This window comes from Shinella sp. Sh6 (assembly GCF_055392685.1).
This window is the reverse complement of record NZ_AP044005.1, coordinates 2,366,080-2,385,004: the sequence shown is the minus strand read 5'-3', so window position 1 is coordinate 2,385,004 and position 18,925 is coordinate 2,366,080. Positions and strand designations below refer to the sequence as shown.

15 protein-coding genes are annotated in these 18,925 nt (G+C 64.4%); 11 read left to right on the top strand and 4 right to left on the bottom strand.

Translation table 11 applies throughout. From position 1 onward, the window contains the following. Positions 1–10: 10 nt before the first annotated feature. From ACZ5TO_RS11520 to ACZ5TO_RS11485, 8 genes are all read left to right on the top strand, one after another. A complete protein-coding gene (locus tag ACZ5TO_RS11520; protein WP_464798181.1) occupies positions 11–388 on the top strand; it encodes a c-type cytochrome in 378 nt (125 codons plus the stop codon). 168 nt (positions 389–556) lie between these two features. Then, the gene (locus tag ACZ5TO_RS11515) at positions 557–1,645 is read left to right on the top strand and encodes a hypothetical protein (RefSeq protein WP_464798180.1); all 1,089 of its coding nucleotides are present in this window, start codon (positions 557–559) and stop codon (positions 1,643–1,645) included. A gap of 187 nt (positions 1,646–1,832) precedes the next feature. Continuing rightward, entirely contained in the window at positions 1,833–2,981 is a 1,149-nt protein-coding gene (locus ACZ5TO_RS11510; protein ID WP_464798179.1) for a hypothetical protein, read from the top strand. A gap of 1 nt (position 2,982) precedes the next feature. Next, positions 2,983–4,893 carry an AAA family ATPase gene (locus ACZ5TO_RS11505; protein WP_464798178.1) on the top strand — a complete coding sequence of 637 codons (1,911 nt, stop codon included), beginning with the start codon at positions 2,983–2,985 and terminating at the stop codon, positions 4,891–4,893. A gap of 152 nt (positions 4,894–5,045) precedes the next feature. Next, positions 5,046–5,450: an endonuclease domain-containing protein gene (locus ACZ5TO_RS11500; protein ID WP_464798177.1), complete on the top strand. Its 405-nt coding sequence runs from the start codon at positions 5,046–5,048 to the stop codon at positions 5,448–5,450. Next, entirely contained in the window at positions 5,447–6,748 is a 1,302-nt protein-coding gene (locus ACZ5TO_RS11495) for a DUF6638 family protein (protein ID WP_464798176.1), read from the top strand. The genes ACZ5TO_RS11500 and ACZ5TO_RS11495 overlap by 4 nt, the downstream gene beginning before the upstream one ends. Further along, complete coding sequence (locus ACZ5TO_RS11490) at positions 6,741–7,877, top strand: DUF2333 family protein (protein WP_184143544.1); 1,137 nt, start codon at positions 6,741–6,743, stop codon at positions 7,875–7,877. Before ACZ5TO_RS11495 ends, ACZ5TO_RS11490 begins: the two co-directional genes overlap by 8 nt. Before the next feature lie 125 nt (positions 7,878–8,002). Continuing rightward, a complete protein-coding gene (locus ACZ5TO_RS11485; RefSeq protein WP_464798175.1) occupies positions 8,003–9,682 on the top strand; it encodes a formate--tetrahydrofolate ligase in 1,680 nt (559 codons plus the stop codon). 35 nt (positions 9,683–9,717) lie between these two features. On the opposite strand, the gene ACZ5TO_RS11480 is transcribed toward ACZ5TO_RS11485, so the two are convergent. From ACZ5TO_RS11480 to ACZ5TO_RS11465, 4 genes are all read right to left on the bottom strand, one after another. Continuing rightward, positions 9,718–10,224: a DUF1993 domain-containing protein gene (locus tag ACZ5TO_RS11480; protein WP_184143540.1), complete on the bottom strand. Its 507-nt coding sequence runs from the start codon at positions 10,222–10,224 to the stop codon at positions 9,718–9,720. A gap of 101 nt (positions 10,225–10,325) precedes the next feature. Further along, positions 10,326–11,192, bottom strand: coding sequence for an extensin-like domain-containing protein (locus ACZ5TO_RS11475; protein WP_464798174.1), 867 nt, complete (start codon positions 11,190–11,192; stop codon positions 10,326–10,328). After that, on the bottom strand, positions 11,138–11,446 hold the full coding sequence (locus ACZ5TO_RS11470) for a hypothetical protein (protein WP_184143536.1): 309 nt from the start codon (positions 11,444–11,446) through the stop codon (positions 11,138–11,140). Before ACZ5TO_RS11470 ends, ACZ5TO_RS11475 begins: the two co-directional genes overlap by 55 nt. A 229-nt stretch (positions 11,447–11,675) precedes the next feature. Next, positions 11,676–13,958, bottom strand: coding sequence for a TonB-dependent hemoglobin/transferrin/lactoferrin family receptor (locus tag ACZ5TO_RS11465; RefSeq protein WP_464798173.1), 2,283 nt, complete (start codon positions 13,956–13,958; stop codon positions 11,676–11,678). Between the two features lie 381 nt (positions 13,959–14,339). Here ACZ5TO_RS11465 and ACZ5TO_RS11460 point away from each other — a divergent pair, with 381 nt between their 5' ends. The 3 genes from ACZ5TO_RS11460 to ACZ5TO_RS11450 all read left to right on the top strand — a co-directional run bounded on the left by ACZ5TO_RS11460 (position 14,340) and on the right by ACZ5TO_RS11450 (position 18,473). Next, the gene (locus ACZ5TO_RS11460) at positions 14,340–16,529 is read left to right on the top strand and encodes an anthranilate synthase (protein ID WP_464798172.1); all 2,190 of its coding nucleotides are present in this window, start codon (positions 14,340–14,342) and stop codon (positions 16,527–16,529) included. A gap of 305 nt (positions 16,530–16,834) precedes the next feature. Further along, positions 16,835–17,755, top strand: a complete 921-nt coding sequence (locus ACZ5TO_RS11455; protein ID WP_464798171.1) for a cation diffusion facilitator family transporter — start codon at positions 16,835–16,837, stop codon at positions 17,753–17,755. 139 nt (positions 17,756–17,894) lie between these two features. Continuing rightward, positions 17,895–18,473 (top strand): ATP-dependent Clp protease proteolytic subunit, encoded by a 579-nt coding sequence (locus ACZ5TO_RS11450; RefSeq protein ID WP_184143529.1) that lies wholly within the window; start codon positions 17,895–17,897, stop codon positions 18,471–18,473. Positions 18,474–18,925: the final 452 nt, after the last annotated feature.

The window sequence follows — 18,925 nt, the reverse complement described above, 5'->3', positions numbered from 1 at the left end:
AGGACGAACGATGAGAAAGCTCTGCACCCTTGCCGCCATTTCCCTCTGTCTTTCCGCCCCCGCGCACGCGGAGGGCGATGCGGTGGCGGGCAAGGCGGTCTTCCGGAAATGCGCGCCGTGCCATTCGACGGAGCCGGTCAACCGCGTCGGGCCGACCCTTGCCGGCGTCGTCGGGCGCCCGGTCGCTTCCGTTGCCGACTACAGCTATTCCCCGGCGATGAAGGCCTTCTCCGAGGGCGACAAGGTCTGGAACGAGGCGGTGCTTGCCGAATACCTGCAATCGCCCAAGGCGATGGTGCCGGGAACGCGCATGACCTTCGCGGGGCTGAAGAAGATCGAGGATATCGCCAACCTCATCGCCTATCTGAAGGCGCCCGCCGGACAATAGCGGCGCGCGGAAAATTTCGCCGGCCATCTTGCGGCGCGTTCGCCGTGTCCCACATGTTTGACCGGGAAAACCCGCGGACAGGTTCCTATCTGTCTGAAATCGTATAGTGTCGCGGCGGAATAAATCGCGCGGCGCGGACGTCTGCCGTGGAGAGACAAGGGGAGAGGGATGGCCACACTTCAGAACTTCGATACGGAAATCGCAAAGACCCGCGGCGTCGTCAACGAGATGCGCGGCAAGCTGGAGCAGTCCGGCGTCGTGCTGGAGCAGTTCGCCAAGGCCGACACCAAGCTCGGCGACGTCAATTTCGATATCGAGAACGCCCGCATCCAGGATGTCATCGCCCAGCAGAAGGTGATGGAGGGCAACATCGCCGACCTCATCATCGGGCTGGAGGACGCCACCAACGTCTTCGGCACCGAATTCGAGAGCATGAAGAGCTATACGGGCTACGAGAAGTTCATCGGCATCTTCTCCAAGCAGAAGATGCAGCGCATGCGCACCGACCGCGTGCGCAACATGTCGCTGGCCGGCAACCTGCAGGAACTGCTCTCCAAGTCCGACACCATCGTCGGCATCCTCAAGGAGCAGAAGTCGATCCTCGACCAGCGCTACAAGACCTCCGAGGCGAGCCTCGTGCAGGTGATCGAGCGGCGCAAGGGCACGATGGCGAACCTCGAAACGACGCAGAAGCGCATCGAGGAACTGAACCCGCTCCTGATGGACCTCGAAAACCGCATCGCCGCTTCGACCGAGCAGAAGACCCGCACGGACCTCGAAGGCGAGCGCTCGGCGCTGGCGACCGAATACAACCAGATGCAGGCGAAGGAGCAGGAGCTTCTGGCCGAAAGCCAGACGCTGGAGCGCTACACCTCCATGTTCCAGACCTTCGTGGATTCGCTCAACAACCAGATCGCCGCGCAGAACACGCTGATCAACAAGCTGACCATCGACACCGAGCAGCGCATCGTCCTCTACAAGGCGCTGGAGGATTCGCTGAAGACGGCCGCCCAGCAGGACGTGGCGCACAAGATCAACACGCTGGGCTCGCAGGTCGATACGGCGGCGGAAGAGACCATGGCCGGCATCGGCTCGGCCGCCCAGCGCCATATCGGCGACCTTCTCGAGATGCACGAGAAGAACATGCTGGCGACGCAGGACATCCAGCGCCGCAAGAAACTCGCCGACGACGCCTTCGCCCGGCGCTTCCAGGCCGTGATGGACAAGCACAACACGGCCAATTACGTGAAGTCGTGATGGCGGGCATGGAAATGCCGGAGGTCGGGATACCCCCCTCTGCCCTGCCGGGCATCTCCCCCACAGGGGGGGAGATCGGCTTGAGGCACGGTGGTGCCACGATTCAATCTCCCCCCTTGTGGGGGAGATGCCCGGCAGGGCAGAGGGGGGTGCCTTTGGCATCGGCCGACGACGGGGCAGGCCCCCGATGAACATCCCCACCGACAGCCCCGTCGCGCAATATTTCGCCACCATCCGCTCCGCCCTCGGCGGGCTCGAAATCTTCCTCGGCGACCGCAATTCGCCGCTCTACCGCAATTCCGTGGTGGGCGAGGTGGTCATGCCGTACCTCTCGCGGCTGAAGGCGTCCTTTGCCTGCTGGGAGAACCGTATCGGTTTCGTCCAGCAATTCCGCGTCTCGCGCGCCGAGAGCGGCTTTCCCGTGTTCCAGAACGTGCTGGAGCTGGAGAACGACCGGCAGAGTGCGGAAAAGCGGCTTGCCGCCATGCCGAACGCCGACCAGCTCCGGTCCGAGATGGCGGATTTCATCCTGCGGCAGAAGGCCTTTCCCGGCGACCTTCAGGCGCGCATGGCCGAAAGGCTCTATCTGGAGCAGATCGGCAAGGGCGACATCTTCTCGCCCTTCGTGCTGCCGGAAACCATTCGTGTGGCGGTGAACCCGAAGACCATGCGGCCCTATTACGTCGTGTGCTGGGGCGCCTTCGACGGCACGGCGACGCTGCCGATGATCTACATGGCGACCATCGAGGATTCGGCGGAGAACGTCATCGACATGCTGGTGACGAAGGACGGCAAGCTCAACCCGGACGTGGATATCCCGCTGCCGGTCGGCGGGCTGCTCAATCCCGAGCTTGCCTCCCGCTTCGACGATTTCGCGCTGAAGAACAGTGCCTATTCGCTGACGCCGGTGACGATCGCCACCAATCTCGACCGTGATTTTCCGACGCTGCATCCCAAGCAGCTCCGCCGCATCGTGCTCGGGCCCTTCTATTCGGCGGGAATCACCGAGAACAACGAGAAGGTCAACGAGATCCTCTCCAAGGTGCGGCGGCCGGAGAATGCCTGGCTGCTGACATGGACGGTGCAGGAGGTGTTCTCCAAGGCCGAACGCCCGGCGCAGAAGGGCTTCTGGAGCTCGACGCCCGCGCAGGAGGAATTCCACATCGAGACCGACGATCTCGAAGCCACCCGCATGGGCGTCAGCGCCTACGAGAAGCACGCGCTCGTGCCGCACGACGCCTACCAGGCGCTCTATGCGGCGGGCGAGACGCAGGGCATCTTCGGCAGCTACAAGGTCCATGTGATCTCGGGAAACCAGGTAATCAGCGAGGGGTAACATGAGCCTCAATGCCGGACTGACGACGATCCACGAGGATGACATCGCCAAGCACCAGGCGGCGGCGCAGAGCCTCGTCACCAAGCTCGTCATCCTCGAAAGCGACGACGGCCGCAACGGCACGGCGCTTGCCGGCACGGGACGGCGCTTCGTCTCGACGGTCTCGACCGCCGGCACGCGGCGCACGCGCGAGGTGGAACTGGCAAGGACCGTCCAGTCGGTGCGCGCGGACGACCCGATGCTCTCGCCGCAGCAGCATGCCGTGCTTTTTCGCGCGCGGCGCGGGTTGCAGGTGGCGCTGGCGGTGGCGGAGGTGTTTTCGCGCCAGAGCGATCTCGAAGGCCTGCAAGCGCGTAATCTCTCAGCGCCGCTCGGCGGCGAGGAGGCGAGCCGCTTCAAGGCGCTGCTCTCGGCCTCCGCCTATATCGCCGCCTTCACCTTCGCCGCCTATCTCGGCGCGACGCTGCCGGGCGAGGGCGAGCCGGTGGAGGACGGCGGCGAGCCGGACTATCTCTTCGACACGCCGCAGGACGCGCTGAAGAGCATGGTCGCCGGCCTCGACCGCACGCTTGCCGGTGCGCCGGACGATGCGGCGCTCGTCAGCCGGGCGCGCGCCTTCTCGCGCGTCGCCATCGAGGGATTGATTTCCCGCCGCGCCCGCTTCACCGGGCTTGCCGGCTTCGAGAACGCGCATATCCGCATCGAGCAGGACGATTTCACACTGTCCGGCTTCGACGTCGCGCCCGGCCAGAAGCGCAAGCCGCTCGTTATGACGTTCAAGAAGCCGAACGAGATCATCGGCAACCACATCGCCAAGTACCAGGCGATGAAGCTCGCCAAGATGCTCGTCGCCTACGATTTCGAGCGGCAGCTCAATCCCTTCGTCGAGCTCGGCGGCTTCCTCTTCACCTTCATCGGCGACGGCATGCCGGGCACCGGCAAGACGATCCTCATCCAGATGCTGGCCGGCCTTCTCGACGACTACTGCCGGATCGCCGGCTACGCCTTCCACTACGAGAATTTCGGCGTCGACCAGATTTCGTCCTACCAGGGCAAGTCCGGCCAGAACTGCAAGGAGTTCGTCACCAACGTCGTCAATCCCAAGGCCATCGGCTTCGGCACCATCGACGACGTCGACCAGGTCGCGGCGAAACGCTCCGACGACCGCGCCTCCGCCGGCCAGCACGAGGTGACGGCGGTGCTGATGGAGAGCTTTGCCGGCGCCTCGACCGTGGTGCGCGGCAATTGCACCTTCGGCATGTTCTCCAACTATCCGGAGAACGTCGACGACGCGCTGCGCCAGCGCGCCGGCGCCCGCTGGCTGGTCGACGGGCCGCAGACCGAGGACGACTATATCGACATCTTCGCCATGCTCGTCGGCAGGAACCATTCGATCCCGCTCGGCGGCCATGTTCTCTTCGAGGGGCAGGAGATCAGGCGCGCTGTCTCCAATTCCTATGACCAGCATTCGCGGCCGCAGGAGGATGGCCTGCTCGCCGTCTGGGAGCGGCACGAGAAGGAGCACGGCGCGATCCGCACGCTGGAGGACATCGGCAGCTATCTCCACGCCATCAAGATCGCCGAGCCGCGCTTCACCGGCCGCGCCATCAAGAACATCACGGATGCGATCAAGATGCGCGCCATGGACGTGGACCTGCCGGACGACTGGTTCGCGACGCCCGAGGCGTTCATGCACAAGGGCTACGACGAGAAGAAGGCGATGATCGAGGAACTGCGCGGGCCCATCACCATGGAGATGGTCCTCCAGGAGATCAACCGCTACGCCGACTCGGAATTCCGCTACACCGACAAATCCGACGCCGCCGCCGTCTCCGACATCATCCGCCGCGAGCGCCAGCGCGAAAAGGCGATCCGCGAGATGGAGGCGATGAAGGCGGAGGGGCGGTGGTAATTGCGTGGTTGCCCCTCATCCGGCCTGCCGGCCACCTTCTCCCCGCAAGCGGGGCGAAGGAGGTATGCCGCGCCGTTTTCCCACGTATTCAGTGCTGCATGGGGCACGTTCCCTCTCCCCGCTTGCGGGGAGAGGGTTAGGGTGAGGGGCAAATGCGCGGTGCGAACGGCAAGAGAACCACAAGAGCAAGGCAGTTGCGCCGGGTCGATAACGATGCCGAGGCGTGGCTTTGGTCCGAGTTGCGCGGGCGGCGGTTGAATGGCTTCAAGTTCGTGCGCCAGCTCGTGATCGGTCCTTATTTCGCAGACTTTGCCTGCCGGGAGAAAATGGTGGTGATCGAGGTTGACGGCAGCCAGCACGCAGGTAGTGAATACGATCGGAAACGAAATGAATTCATGGGCATGAACGGTTGGTCCGTTGCCCGCTTCTGGAATGTGGATGTGATCACGAAGCGCGATTCGGTGCTGGAGACGATTGTAGCGATCTGCGAGGACCGCCTGACGGAGCGCGTGACCGAAACGGATTTCACGTTTCTGCCGGCAACGGTGACCGCATGAAACGCCTGCTCGAAGCCGAACTGGTCTATGGCCGGCTGCTGCCGGTGGAGGAGCCGCATCTGATCGAGCGCTACAACAAGGCGCTCGACGGGTTCGGCACGCCGCGCACGGCGCTTTCGGGCTTCCGCATCGACATGACGGGCTTTTCGCCGGAGATCGCGGACGAGCTGGGCGACCGGGACTATCTCGACCCGAACCGCGTCAACCGGCGCTTCATCGTCATGACGCCCGAGCAGGTGAACCTGCCGGTGGTCCATACCAGCTTTTCCAACACCGCCGCGCTGATGCACGAGTTCTTCGCGGCGAACGCGCGGGCGATCAACGCGGTGACGATCCGCGATGCGCTCTATGGCGAGATCGAGGATTCCGTCTCGGTCGTGCGCGACATCGACGATCTGCTCTCGATCAACGAGGTGCGCTTCAAGGTGCTCTCGGCGGAAGACATGCTCGGCAAGGCGGCGGAGCTGCGCGGGCTGGTCGACCGGCTGAAGACGGTGCCGAACGCCTGGTCGGATGACGCCATGCTCACCCGCATGGTGGAGCTTGCGAAACAGACCGGCGACATCCGGCAGAACGCGCTGGTGCCGGACCAGCTCGTCTTCCGCCACGAGGCCTATTGGGCGAACCATTTCGGCGGGGTCTACGTCTTCCTCGACGGCAAGGCGACGACGGTGATCTGCGATCCGACCGTGCCGGGCTTCCGCCGCTCGCGGCCCTGGCAGGTGAGCTATATCGCGCTCGACGACCACAGGCGCATCTTCGATTTCCTCGTCTCCACGAAGCGGCTGGAACTGCCGCGCGCCTCCTGGGTCGAGCCGTCCGGCCTCTTCCAGCACCGGGCGGACATGACGATCGCCGGCCTCGTCAACGAGAGCGACCCGACCGCCGACCTCGAAAAGGCCGACCGCATCTGGCTCCAGACGTGGATGCACCGCAACGCCGACCGGGTGGCGGCAGAGGGCTCCTATCCGTTCCTTCAGGAGGCGATCCGCACGGTGGCGGCGACGGGAGAGATCAAGATCGACGAGGTGGAGCCGAAGCGGCGCTTCCAGCTCGTGCGCGCCGCGCCCGACCATCCCGACCAGTGGCTCGTCAACCGCCTGATTTCGCAGATGGTCCCCTACGACTTCGTGTCCCGCTTCGTCTTCGACAAGCAGGGTTTCTACGCCGCCTACGAGCGCTACAGCGAAAAGTTCCGCGCTTATGTTGTTGCGACATTGACGGGAACCTATCTGCAGGACAAGGCTGCTTTCCGCAGGAAGCTCTACGGTATCAGAGAGGACGACGCCAATGCTTGACCCGATCGCCCTGTTTTTCCAGCGTATCTTCGCGGCCGTCGGGCGGGGTGTCGGCCTCGTGGTCGCCTGGATCCTCTGGCCCTTCGTGACGGCGGCGAACTGGTACAGGGCGCGCGGCTGGCTCATCCGCGGGCCGATCGGCATCTTCCTCATCCTCCTTGTCGGCTTCTACGCCTATTTCATCTGGCAGACGCAGGCATGGACGAACTTCAACCCCGACTATGTCAACGCCTACAATCTCGGCGAGCGCAAGCAGGATGCAGGCACGTCCTCCGCCACGACGCCGACCGGCGAGGTGGGCGAGCCGGAGCCGAAGACCTGCGTGCGCTCTGCCATCGTCGACGTGACGGCCGACCTCATCGACTTCAACGTCAACCAGAATGCGTGGATCTCCTCCATGCTGCTCTACAAGCTCGGGCTCTTCGGGCTGGAGTGGGACAAGACGCCCTGGTTCGACAACAAGGCGGCCTTCCAGCGCGGCGTGAACCAGGCGATCCGCCGCACCGCCGTCGAGTTGGTCGACGCGCTCGGCCGCGTGCGCGGCACCTCCGGCATCAACAACGACCTCCAGCGCGCCCGCGGCAACATGCAGTTCGACGAGGAGACCTGGTATTTCGGCTCGGATTCGCTGCTGCCGAAGACGCCGACGCCGAACTATTACCGCACGGCCATGGGGGACCTGCGCAAGTTCAACGCCTCGCTCGAGGCCTGCGAGGCGATCTTCGACGGGCGCTCGGACAACCTGATCGAATTCCTCGACCGCATCACCAACGATATCGGCGCCACCTCCGACATCATCCGCAGGCAGTCGGAATTCCAGAACGGCGGCTGGTTCGATACGCGCGCCGACGATCGCTTCTGGTTCGCCTACGGCCAGCTCTACGGCTACTACGGCATCCTTTCTGCAGCCGGCGCGGATTTCGACGCGGTGATCAAGGCGCGCGGCATCGGGACGCTGTGGGGCGAAAGCATCAAGCAGTTGCGCTCCGCGCTCAAGGTGCAGCCGTTCATCATCTCCAACGGGAAGGAAGACGGCTGGATCATGCCGACGCACCTTGCCACGATGGGCTTCTATATCCTGCGCGTGCGCTCCAACCTGGTGGAAATGCGCGACGTGCTGGCTCGGTAACGAGCGCAGAACGGGCGGGGAGACCCGCCCGCCTTCACGCTGGAATGGCATGCCAACAGGAATGCGCCGCGGACGGAGGAGGAGAAACCCGGCCGCGGTCGCCCGCTCAAAAGGGGGAGCACCGCATGGCCGACGTGAAATCCGACATCGAAATCGCCCGCGCCGCCCGCAAGAAGCCGATCCTGGAGATCGGCGAAAAGCTCGGCATTCCGCCGGAACACCTTCTGCCCTACGGGCACGACAAGGCGAAGGTCAGCGCCGACTTCATCGCCGCGCAGAAGGACCGCAGGAACGGCAAGCTGATCCTCGTGACGGCCATCAACCCGACGCCGGCGGGCGAGGGCAAGACGACGACCACCGTGGGGCTCGGCGACGGGCTCAACCGCATCGGCAAGAAGGCGATCGTCTGCATCCGCGAGGCCTCGCTCGGCCCCTGCTTCGGCGTCAAGGGGGGCGCTGCCGGCGGCGGCTATGCGCAGGTCGTGCCCATGGAGGACATGAACCTCCACTTCACCGGCGATTTCCACGCCATCACCGCGGCGCACAACCTGCTCTCCGCCCTTCTCGACAACCACATCTACTGGGGCAACGAGCAGAACATCGATATCCGCCGCATCGCCTGGCGGCGCGTGATGGACATGAACGACCGGGCGCTGCGCCAGATCGTCTGTTCGCTCGGCGGGGTGGCGAACGGCTACCCGCGCGAGACGGGCTTCGACATCACCGTCGCCTCCGAGGTCATGGCGATCCTCTGTCTTGCACGCGATCTCAAGGACCTCGAACGGCGCCTCGGCAACATCATCGTCGGCTACCGGCGCGACAAGTCGCCGGTCTATGCCCGCGACATCAAGGCGGACGGGGCGATGACCGTGCTTTTGAAGGACGCCATGCAGCCGAACCTCGTGCAGACGCTGGAGAACAACCCCGCCTTCGTGCATGGCGGGCCCTTCGCCAACATCGCCCACGGCTGCAATTCGGTGATCGCCACGACGACGGCGCTGAAGCTTGCCGACTACGTGGTGACGGAGGCCGGCTTCGGCGCCGATCTCGGGGCGGAGAAGTTCTTCGACATCAAGTGCCGCAAGGCGGGGCTGAAGCCGGATGCCGCGGTGATCGTTGCGACCGTGCGCGCCATGAAGATGAACGGCGGGGTAAAGAAGGACGACCTTAACCGCGAGGATATCGAGGCGGTGAGGAAAGGCTGCGCCAATCTCGGCCGTCATGTGCAGAACGTCAAGAAGTTCGGCGTGCCGGTCGTCGTCGCCATCAACCACTTCACCTCCGACACCGAGGCGGAAATCCGGGCGGTGAAGGACTATGTTGCGACGCTCGGGGCCGAGGCGATTCTCTGCCGGCACTGGGCGGAGGGCTCGGCCGGCATCGAGGCGCTCGCCCGCAAGGTGGTGGAGCTTGCCGATTCAGGCCTCTCGCAGTTCTCGCCGCTTTACCCGGACGACATGCCGCTGTTCCAGAAGATCGAGACGATCGCCAAGGACATCTACCACGCCGGCGAGGTGATCGCCGACAAGACGGTGCGCGACCAGTTGCGCGTCTGGGAGGAGCAGGGCTACGGCCGGCTGCCGGTCTGCATGGCCAAGACGCAGTATTCCTTCTCGACCGATCCGAACCTGCGCGGCGCGCCCTCCGGCCATACGGTGCCGGTGCGCGAGGTGCGGCTTTCGGCCGGCGCCGGCTTCGTCGTCGTCATCACCGGCGAGATCATGACCATGCCGGGCCTGCCGAAGGTGCCGTCCTCGGAGCGGATCTTCCTCAACGAGGACGGCCAGATCGAGGGGCTTTCCTGAGAGGAGAGGGGCGCTTTCGCGCCCCTTTTCGTCGTTCAGCTACGGCCGAGGAAATCCAGCTTGCCGACGGGAACGCCGTTGTGGCGCAGGATCGCGTAGGCGGTCGTCAGGTGGAAATAGAAATTCGGCAGGGCGTGGGTCAGGAGATAGTCCTGGCCCGTGAAGCTCACCTCCCGGTGCCGCGTCTTGAGCACGACGGTGCGCTCCTCCGCGCCCTCGAAGGCGGCTTCCGGCACGGAGGCGAGATAGGCGGCGGTCTTCTCGATGCGGGCGCGCAGGTCCGCAAGCGTCACCTCGTCGTCCGCAAAGGCCGGGGCTTCCGTGGCGGTGAGGCGGGCAGCCGCGCCCTTCGCCGTGTCGCTCAGGCGCTGGACCTGGCCGGCGAGCGACAGCATGTCCGGGGCAAGGCGCGCATCGACAAGGACCTGCGGCTTGAAGTTCTTCTCCTCCGCATAGGCCTCGGCCTTGTCGAGCAGTTTTGCAAGGACGGCAAAGCCGTGCTGGAAGGCCGGGATGGAGGCGGAATAGGGTGAAATCGACATGGGGAACCTCGACAGGTGAAGGGGCGGGAGCGGCGACGGGCTGCGCTACAGATAGGTGCCGGTCCACCCGCTTTTTATGGCGCGGGCGAAAATATTCCCGCCTACCAGCAATAGCGGTAGCCGCCGCGGCGCGCCTTCACGTCGAGATGCAGATGGTTCTGGTGGGCGGCGTCGCTGCCGGGATCGAGCACGGTGGTGAAATAGAGGCAGCCCGCCTCGGTGATGGCGCGCTGGAAGGCGCCTTCGAGGGAGGAATCCTTGTCGGCCGGGCGGATGGTGAGCGTCTTGCCGCTCTTCAGCGTGAAGCCGGCGATATCGATGGCATTGCCGAAGGCGTGCTCGGAGATCTTCCCTTCCGCCGCGCCGTTCCTGTTGCGGCAGACATAGGCGGAGGCCTGCGAAATCCCCGTGATCGCCTCGCCGGGGAACGCTGCGGCGAGCGACGGCTTCACCGATCCTTCCAGCCAGCGCGAGAGCTGGAGCGCCGTTTCGCAGCGCACCGTCGCCTCCGGCTCGACCTTTACGCCGCCGGGCAGGCCCTTCAGGAGGACCGGCTTTTCCATGCCGCAGGCCTTGCCGTCGTCGACCGTCGGGGCATCGGTGAAGGTCGCGCCGATGTCCTGCAACGCCGTGCGGCAGGCAGCGGTCGCGCGCTCGTCCTCCTTTGGCCGCTCGCGCGCCTTCTCCTCGTCGTCCTTTACGGGCCTGGTTTCCTCCGCCGGCGCTTCGGCAGCGGGCTTGTCCTCCGGCCGGCGCTCGGGAAGAGGGCCTTCCTTCGGCAGGTCGGCCGCTCCGCAAAGCGCAAGGAGCGCGGCGACAAGGGTGAGGTGGCGAAGGGCAAGGATGGGGCTTCCTCCCGGCTGAGACAGTCGGAAGGAAAACGCCCGGAAACGGATTTGGTTGCCGCGAACGCCTAGATGCCGGCGCCGCAGGTGATTTCCAGCGCCGGCGCCGGGTGGGCGGCGCACGTTCCGGCGATCTCGCGGATGCGCTCGATGAAGCGATGGTTGTCGCTGGCATCGTTGTTCTCGATGAGGTCGAGAAGGAAGCCGAGGACCGCATGGGCCTCGGCCGCATTTTGCGGCTTATGGCGATAGATGGCCTCGAAGAGATGCGAGAGCCTGTCGTCGAGCGCCTTGAAGCGGGGTGTTTCGTAGTGTTCGAGTTCCCTGACGAGCTGCGACTGCATCTCGCGGAACTCTTCCACCATGATGGAGATCATGGGTGCTTTGCCTTGCTGTCGATGGTCTGGATCATTCGCCATTAGCATATGCTTATGGTTCGGGCCATGGCGAAAACTAGCGATATCGGCGGATTGTTTCGCCGGCTCCCGCATTCCAGCATGATTCAAACCCATCGATGCGCCGCGTTGTAATTTCCGAACGGCGGCGGACAAAAAGAAGCCCGCCAGGGAGCGGGCTTCTTCTGTCGAGGTTCCAGCGTGGAGGCCGTCAGAACTTCTTGGTGATGGAAATCTTGAACGTGCGTCCCGGCTCGGTGAAATAGTCCTGTTGTGCGAGCTTGGTGTCCGCCGGCACGTCCAGCGCGTTCCAGTATTTCTTGTTGAAGATGTTGAACACGCCGGCCTGGATGCGCAGGCCACTGAGGTCGGTGTCGCCCACCTTCTGCGGTTCCCACCAGACGGTCGCGTCGACCAGGCCGTAGCCGGGCGCCTCGAAGCCCTTGCCGCTGACATCGCCGGTGCTTGCGTCCACTTCACCGCGGCTCACCTTGTTGCGGGCCGCCGCCATGGTCAGCGAAACGTCCGTACCCCAGGTCTCGGTCGCATAGCCGAGGCCGACGATTGCGCGCAGCGGCGCGACAGAGTTGAGGTAGTCGTCCTCTTCCGTGTCCTTGCCGTGCGACCAGGCAACAGAGCCCCAGGTCCGCCAATTCTCGCGGAACCGCCATTCGCCGCCAAGCTCCACGCCGTAAATCTGGACCTTGTTGCGGTTCTCGTAGCCGGTGACGCCTGCGACCGGATAGTCGCCGCCCGGTGCGGCGAGCACCACCGTGTCGATGAAGTTGCGGTAGTAGTTGTTGAAGGCGGTTGCCGAAAACGTGTAGTCGTCGGCCTCGTAGCGCGCGCCGACCTCGAAGCCGTTGCTGGTTTCGGTTTCAAGGTTCGGATTGCCGAGACGCGCGTAGGAGCCCGGCGCGCCGTAGTTCTGGTAGAGCTCGGTCACGGTCGGGGCACGGAAACCACGCGCATACTGCGTGAACAGCTCCAGCTCTTCCGTGGCCTGCCAGGCGAGGCGCAGCTTCGGCGAGATACCGAAATCGTCGGCCTTGTTCATATAGGCCGGGTCGTAGTTCGGGCTGCTTTCGAAGGTGGACGTCGACTGCGGCGTGTGGCTGTACCAGTCGAAGCGGACGCCCGGCGTCACGGTCAGCCGGTTGTCGAAAAACTTGACGTCGTCCTCGACGAAGAAGCCGGCAACGGTGCTGTCGACATCCGGCATGTCGGAAGAGTTCGTGTGGAGCATGCGGCACGACTGCGGGCCGACGAATGTCAGGTACCCGATCGTCGACCAGTCGATATCCGGGCAATTGTCGACACCGGCAGAGTATTGGTGGGTCTTTTGCCAGGAGATATCACCACCAAAACGGAACTCATGAGAAAGTCCGCCGAGATCGACTGCTTTGGAAGCGTTGCCCGTCAAGCCGTAGGAAGTCTGCTCGATCATATTGTCGCGCATATAATCCCCGGTCGGGAAACCATAGAGGAACGGGTCGCCCGGAATGATGTCCGCGCGTCCGTCACGAAGGCGAAAACCTGTCGTGCGGTTGTTCAGCGTTTGCTTCTGCCAATAGGCGACGATATTTGCCTTGTCGACGATGTCGGAGCCGTCCGGCGATACGAAATCATAGGAGGCCGACAGGCGCTTGCGGTCGGTCTCTTCATTGTTCTTCAGCGTGCCTTCCTGATAGCTCGCCGTCGTTCCGCGCATGTTGTCGATGTCTTCGTCGCGGTTGAAGAGCTCTCCGGTCAGGCCGATGCGATGGCCGCCTTCCAGATACTGGTGGAACTTGACGAGAAGGTTCTTCTGCACGAAGTCGGACGGGTTGGCTTCGGTGCGCTTGTCGCCGTAGCCGCCGATGTCGCCGCGGTTTTCCGTCTCGTGGCCCTTCTTATATCCGGTCTGGAGCATCAGCCAGGTATCGTCGAAGCGGGCGGCGGCTGCGGCGTTGCCGCCGATGCTGCTGTCCGTGCTGTCGTAGCTGCTCTTCACCACCGCGCCGACGGACTTGCCTTCCTCGATCAGGTCCTCCGGATCGAGCGTGCGAAGCTGCACCACACCGCCCAGCGCGCCGGAGCCGTACTTGCTGGAATCCGCGCCCTTCGTGATGTCGACGGACGACAGGCTGTCGAAGTCGAACGCATTGACGCCGCCCTTCGCGCTTTCGCGCGGATCGATGAGCCAGGGCAGGCGGATGCCGTCGATGGTGGTGAGCACGCGGTTATCCTGAAGGCCGCGGATGTTGACGCTCTTGCTGGTGTCGTTGAAGTTCACGCCGGCATCGACCCGGCGGGAGAAATCCTTGAAATCGTTGACCATGCGCTGGTCGAGTTTGGTCCGCTCAGTCGTTTCCGTCAGGGGAGACTCTGCAACGCGCGGCTGTTTCTTGCCTTCGACGGTGATCGTTTCGAGCTGGGTTTCCGTGGTCGTTGCCTGCTGGGCGAAGGCGACGGTCGGGATGCAAAGGACGATGGCGACGGCTGATCCGCTCAACAGACGTACGCGTGGTGATAGGGACCAGCGCATGGGGGCTCCTTGACGTTTGTGCATTTGGGCGAAAATGTGGCTACTAAATCTTTCTGATTGGAGTCAAGTTTGAATATGATTTTTTAAGTCATGTTTTTCGGAGGTGACATTTTCGCAATAGGATCAGGCGCTGCGCCTTCCCGGAAAAACCGCCTTGCGCACGGCCACGTCTCGCGCTAACACTTCCGCGATGACGAACATGAACAACATCGCTGGTTGGTGGTGGGCTCGCTGAGGCGGCCTTGACCAGTCATGCGTGATTGAGACGACAAGCCGCCCGAGACCTTCGAGGCGGCTTTCTTGTTTTCGGCCGCCTTGCCGGAACCGGGCCCGAAACGGAGTTGGGGAATGGCCACGAGAATTCTGGAAGACGGCGCGGAAGCCTATGAGACGAAGGGCGGGGTGACCGTCACGCGGCGGCGGCGGGCGGCCGATTATACCCATGCGATTTCCGCCTATATCGACAAGCTCGACGAGCGGCGCGGCGCGGTCTTCTCGTCGAACTACGAATATCCGGGCCGCTATACGCGCTGGGACACGGCCGTGGTCGACCCGCCGCTCGCCATCTCCTCCTTCGGCCGCGCCGTGTGGATCGAGGCCTATAACGGGCGGGGCGAGGCGCTGCTCTCCCTTATCGCCGAGCGCCTTGCCGCCGTGCCGGAACTGGCGCTCGGCGCGCGCACGGCAACCCGCCTCGACCTCGACGTGAAGCTGCCCGACCGGGTCTTCACCGAGGAGGAGCGCTCCAAGATGCCGACGGTCTTCACGGTGCTGCGCGCCGTGACCGACCTCTTCCATTCCGACCAGGATGCCAGCCTCGGCCTCTACGGCGCCTTCGGCTACGATCTCGCCTTCCAGTTCGACGCCATCGACCTCAAGCTGAAGCGGCCGGACGACCAGCGCGACATGGTGCTCTTCCTGCCGGACGAGATCCTCGTCGTCGACCACTATGCCGCGAAAGCCTGGATCGACCGCTACGATTTCGCCAAGTGCGGGCTTTCGACCGAGGGCAAGGCGGAGACGATCGCACCCGAGCCGTTCCAGACCGTCGACGTCATTCCCCCGCATGGCGACCACCGCCCCGGCGAATATGCCGAGCTCGTCGTCAAGGCGAAGGAGAGTTTCAAGCGCGGCGACCTCTTCGAGGTGGTGCCGGGGCAGAAATTCTTCGAGCGCTGCGAGAGCAGGCCGTCGGAAATCTCCCGCCGCCTGAAGGCGATCAATCCGTCGCCCTATTCGTTCTTCATCAATCTCGGCAACCAGGAATATCTCGTCGGCGCCTCGCCGGAAATGTTCGTGCGCGTGTCGGGCCGGCGCATCGAGACCTGCCCCATCTCCGGCACGATCAAGCGCGGCGACGACCCGATCGCCGACTCGGAGCAGATCCTGAAGCTGCTGAACTCGAAGAAGGACGAATCCGAGCTGACCATGTGCTCGGACGTCGACCGCAACGACAAGAGCCGCGTGTGCGAGCCGGGCTCGGTGAAGGTCATCGGCCGCCGGCAGATCGAGATGTATTCGCGCCTCATCCACACGGTCGACCATATCGAGGGCCGGCTTCGCGACGGCATGGATGCCTTCGACGGCTTCCTTTCCCACGCCTGGGCCGTCACCGTCACGGGCGCGCCGAAACTCTGGGCGATGCGCTTCATCGAGGCGCATGAGAAGAGCCCGCGCGCATGGTATGGTGGGGCGATCGGCATGGTCGGCTTCAACGGCGACATGAACACGGGTCTCACGCTGCGCACCATCCGCATCAAGGACGGCATCGCCGAAGTGCGCGCCGGCGCGACGCTGCTCTACGATTCCAACCCGGAAGAAGAAGAAGCCGAAACCGAACTGAAGGCCTCCGCCATGATCGCAGCCATCCGGGACGCAAGATCCGGCAATTCCGCCAAGGTGCAGCGCGACGTCGCGGCCGTCGGGGCAGGGGTGAACATCCTCCTCGTCGACCATGAGGACAGCTTCGTCCACACGCTCGCCAATTATTTCCGCCAGACGGGCGCGAGCGTCACGACCGTGCGCACGCCCGTGCCGGAAGAGGTGTTCGACCGGGTCAAGCCGGACCTCGTCGTGCTCTCGCCCGGCCCCGGCACACCGAAGGACTTCGACTGCAAGGCGACGATCAGGAAGGCACGGGCGCGGAGCCTGCCGATCTTCGGCGTCTGCCTCGGCCTTCAGGCGCTTGCCGAGGCCTATGGCGGGGAGCTGCGCCAGCTTGCCGTCCCCATGCACGGCAAGCCGTCGCGCATCCGCGTGCTGGAGCCGGGCATCGTCTTCTCCGGCCTCGGCAGGGAGGTGACGGTCGGCCGCTACCACTCGATCTTCGCCGATCCCGCGACCCTGCCGCGCGACTTCGTCATCACGGCGGAGAGCGAGGACGGTACGATCATGGGCATCGAGCATGCCAGCGAGCCGGTCGCCGCCGTGCAGTTCCACCCCGAATCCATCATGACCCTCGGCCATGACGCCGGCATGCGCATGATCGAGAACGTCGTGGCGCATCTGTCGAAGAAGGCGAAGGTGAAGGCGGCCTGAAGGCCTCTCCCCAACCCCTCCCCACAAGGGGGAGGGACTTAACGTGCCGCTCCCTTGGCGTCCGCCAACAGCGGCGCGAAGGGAGGAAAGCGGTGCGTCCATCCTTCCTCTCCCCCTTGTGGGGAGAGGATGCCGGCAGGCAGGTGAGGGGTATTGCCACGCGTTGCCGGAAGCCTTTGACAAACCCGCCCCGCTGGTCCATAGCGGACCCATGAGAAAGAACCGCGTGCACGTCCCCGTGCGCGCGGTTTTGCGTTGATGGGCCAGGCTTTTTGCAACTCGTTTGCATGCGCATGGAGAACGGCATGGAAGATTCGAACACGGTCGGGCGGCTCGCGCTCTGGAGCATTCCGCTCGCGCTCTTCGTGATGGGGCTGAAGCTCGTGGCCTGGTGGGTGACGGGCTCGGTGGCGCTTTTGTCGGACGGGCTGGAATCGAGCGTCAACGTGGTGGCGGCCATCGTCGCCTTCGCGGCGATCACCTATGCGGCAAAGCCCGCCGACAAGACGCATCCCTTCGGCCATCACAAGGCGGAATATCTCTCGGCGGTTCTGGAAGGCGTGCTCATCGTCGTGGCGGCGCTGCTGATCGTCATGGAGGCCCTGCCGGCGGTGCTGGCGCCGACCGCCATCGAGGCCCCCGCGCTCGGCCTTGCCATCAACTTCGCCGCCGGCGTGATCAATGCCGGCTGGGCATTCCTGCTCATCCGCGCCGGGCGCCGTCATCGCTCGCCGGCACTCTCGGCGGACGGGCAGCATATCCTCTCGGACGTCGTCACCTCCATCGGCGTTCTGATCGGCCTAGTGCTGGCGATCGCCACGGGCTATCCGGTGCTCGACCCGCTGCTGGCGATCCTCGTCGCGCTCAACATCCTCTACCAGGGCTGGAAGGTCATCGCCCATTCGGTCGACGGGCTGATGGACCATGCGGTGGAGGCGGGGGAGGCCGATGCGATCAAGGCGGCCATCGCGGCGAACGGCGCGGGCTCGCTCGGCGTGCACGACCTCAAGACCCGCCGGGCGGGGGCGGCGACCTTCGTGGACTTCCACCTCGTCGTGCCGGCGGCCATGCCCGTGGGCGAGGCGCATGACATCTGCGACCGGCTGGAGGACGCCATCCGCGCCGTGCAGCCGGGCGCGCAGATCGCCATCCACGTCGAGCCGGAGACGGAAAAGGCGCATGGCGAGCGCGTGCGCGTCGCTCCGCCCGCCGGGGCCGCGCCCTGAAGACCGGCGCGTTTACCGTGTTTTCCGGTGGCGCGGGGAGGGCCTATCGCCGGCAATCGGTTTTGTTGCATTGTCTTGGCAGGTGAGTCGCATTATCTGACAGCGACAGGACCATTGACGAGCAATCCGGAGACTTTGGATGAGCGACGAGGACGACAAGAAGACGGAACTGCCCCTGGGCAAGGAAACGGAGGCGAACCTTTTCAAGTCGCGTTCGATCTTCATCTACGGGCCGATCAACCAGGAACTGGCGCAGAAGGTGTGCTCGCAGCTCGTGGCGCTCGCCGCCGCCAGCGACGACGACATCCGCATCTACGTCAATTCGCCGGGCGGGCATGTCGAATCGGGCGATTCGATCCACGACATGATCAAGTTCATCAAGCCGAAGGTCTGGATGATCGGTACGGGCTGGGTCGCCTCGGCCGGCGCGCTGATCTATGTCGCTGCGCCCAAGGAGCAGCGCCTGTGCCTGCCCAACACCCGCTTCCTGCTGCACCAACCGTCGGGCGGCACCCGCGGCATGGCGTCGGACATCGAGATCCAGGCGCGCGAAATCATCAAGATGAACGAGCGCCTCAACAAGATCTTCGCCGACGCCACCGGCCAGCCGATCGACAAGATCGCCAAGGACACGGACCGCGACTACTGGCTCTCTGCCGAAGAGGCCAAGGGCTACGGCCTCGTCTCGCGTATCGTGACGTCGCAGGCGGATATCTGAGGGCGCGATTTGCCCCTCACCTGCCTGCCGGCATCCTCTCCCCGCAAGCGGGGCGAGGAGCGCTGGGCGCGCCGTTCTGCCCCTTCTCCCCGCTTGCGGGGAGAAGGTCCCGGCAGGGGGATGAGGGGCAGTTCCGCCAAAATTTCGCGCCGACTTGCGCTCTCCCATCCCAACCGCTATAAGCGCCCCATCATGTTGAAGACCAGCGCACACATCATCGAACGCATTTCCCGTGGCGGCATTGCTGTCGCCGAGCGTTCGCGCGGCTTCTCCTCGCTTCTTCTTCTCGGCCTTACGCGCGGTTGCCGGGTTCGCTGAGGAGCGCCCGGCGGCCGAAAAGCCCGCCCGGCAATAGCTCCTCGTTTCACCCCATGCATTAATTCCGGTTCCGGCCGCCCATGGCCAGCATTCGCCGTCGCAAAATGCGCATTGTTGCGCTAAGACGCTTTCGC

What these genes read in the sequence shown, in the direction of transcription:
- ACZ5TO_RS11520 (WP_464798181.1), top strand. Translation starts at nt 11, where the DNA reads ATGAGAAAGCTCTGCACCCTTGCCGCCATTTCCCTCTGTCTTTCCGCC.
- ACZ5TO_RS11515 (WP_464798180.1), top strand. Translation starts at nt 557, where the DNA reads ATGGCCACACTTCAGAACTTCGATACGGAAATCGCAAAGACCCGCGGC.
- ACZ5TO_RS11510 (WP_464798179.1), top strand. Translation starts at nt 1,833, where the DNA reads ATGAACATCCCCACCGACAGCCCCGTCGCGCAATATTTCGCCACCATC.
- ACZ5TO_RS11505 (WP_464798178.1), top strand. Translation starts at nt 2,983, where the DNA reads ATGAGCCTCAATGCCGGACTGACGACGATCCACGAGGATGACATCGCC.
- ACZ5TO_RS11500 (WP_464798177.1), top strand. Translation starts at nt 5,046, where the DNA reads ATGCGCGGTGCGAACGGCAAGAGAACCACAAGAGCAAGGCAGTTGCGC.
- ACZ5TO_RS11495 (WP_464798176.1), top strand. Translation starts at nt 5,447, where the DNA reads ATGAAACGCCTGCTCGAAGCCGAACTGGTCTATGGCCGGCTGCTGCCG.
- ACZ5TO_RS11490 (WP_184143544.1), top strand. Translation starts at nt 6,741, where the DNA reads ATGCTTGACCCGATCGCCCTGTTTTTCCAGCGTATCTTCGCGGCCGTC.
- ACZ5TO_RS11485 (WP_464798175.1), top strand. Translation starts at nt 8,003, where the DNA reads ATGGCCGACGTGAAATCCGACATCGAAATCGCCCGCGCCGCCCGCAAG.
- ACZ5TO_RS11480 (WP_184143540.1), bottom strand. Translation starts at nt 10,224, where the DNA reads ATGTCGATTTCACCCTATTCCGCCTCCATCCCGGCCTTCCAGCACGGC.
- ACZ5TO_RS11470 (WP_184143536.1), bottom strand. Translation starts at nt 11,446, where the DNA reads ATGATCTCCATCATGGTGGAAGAGTTCCGCGAGATGCAGTCGCAGCTC.
- ACZ5TO_RS11460 (WP_464798172.1), top strand. Translation starts at nt 14,340, where the DNA reads ATGGCCACGAGAATTCTGGAAGACGGCGCGGAAGCCTATGAGACGAAG.
- ACZ5TO_RS11455 (WP_464798171.1), top strand. Translation starts at nt 16,835, where the DNA reads ATGGAAGATTCGAACACGGTCGGGCGGCTCGCGCTCTGGAGCATTCCG.
- ACZ5TO_RS11450 (WP_184143529.1), top strand. Translation starts at nt 17,895, where the DNA reads ATGAGCGACGAGGACGACAAGAAGACGGAACTGCCCCTGGGCAAGGAA.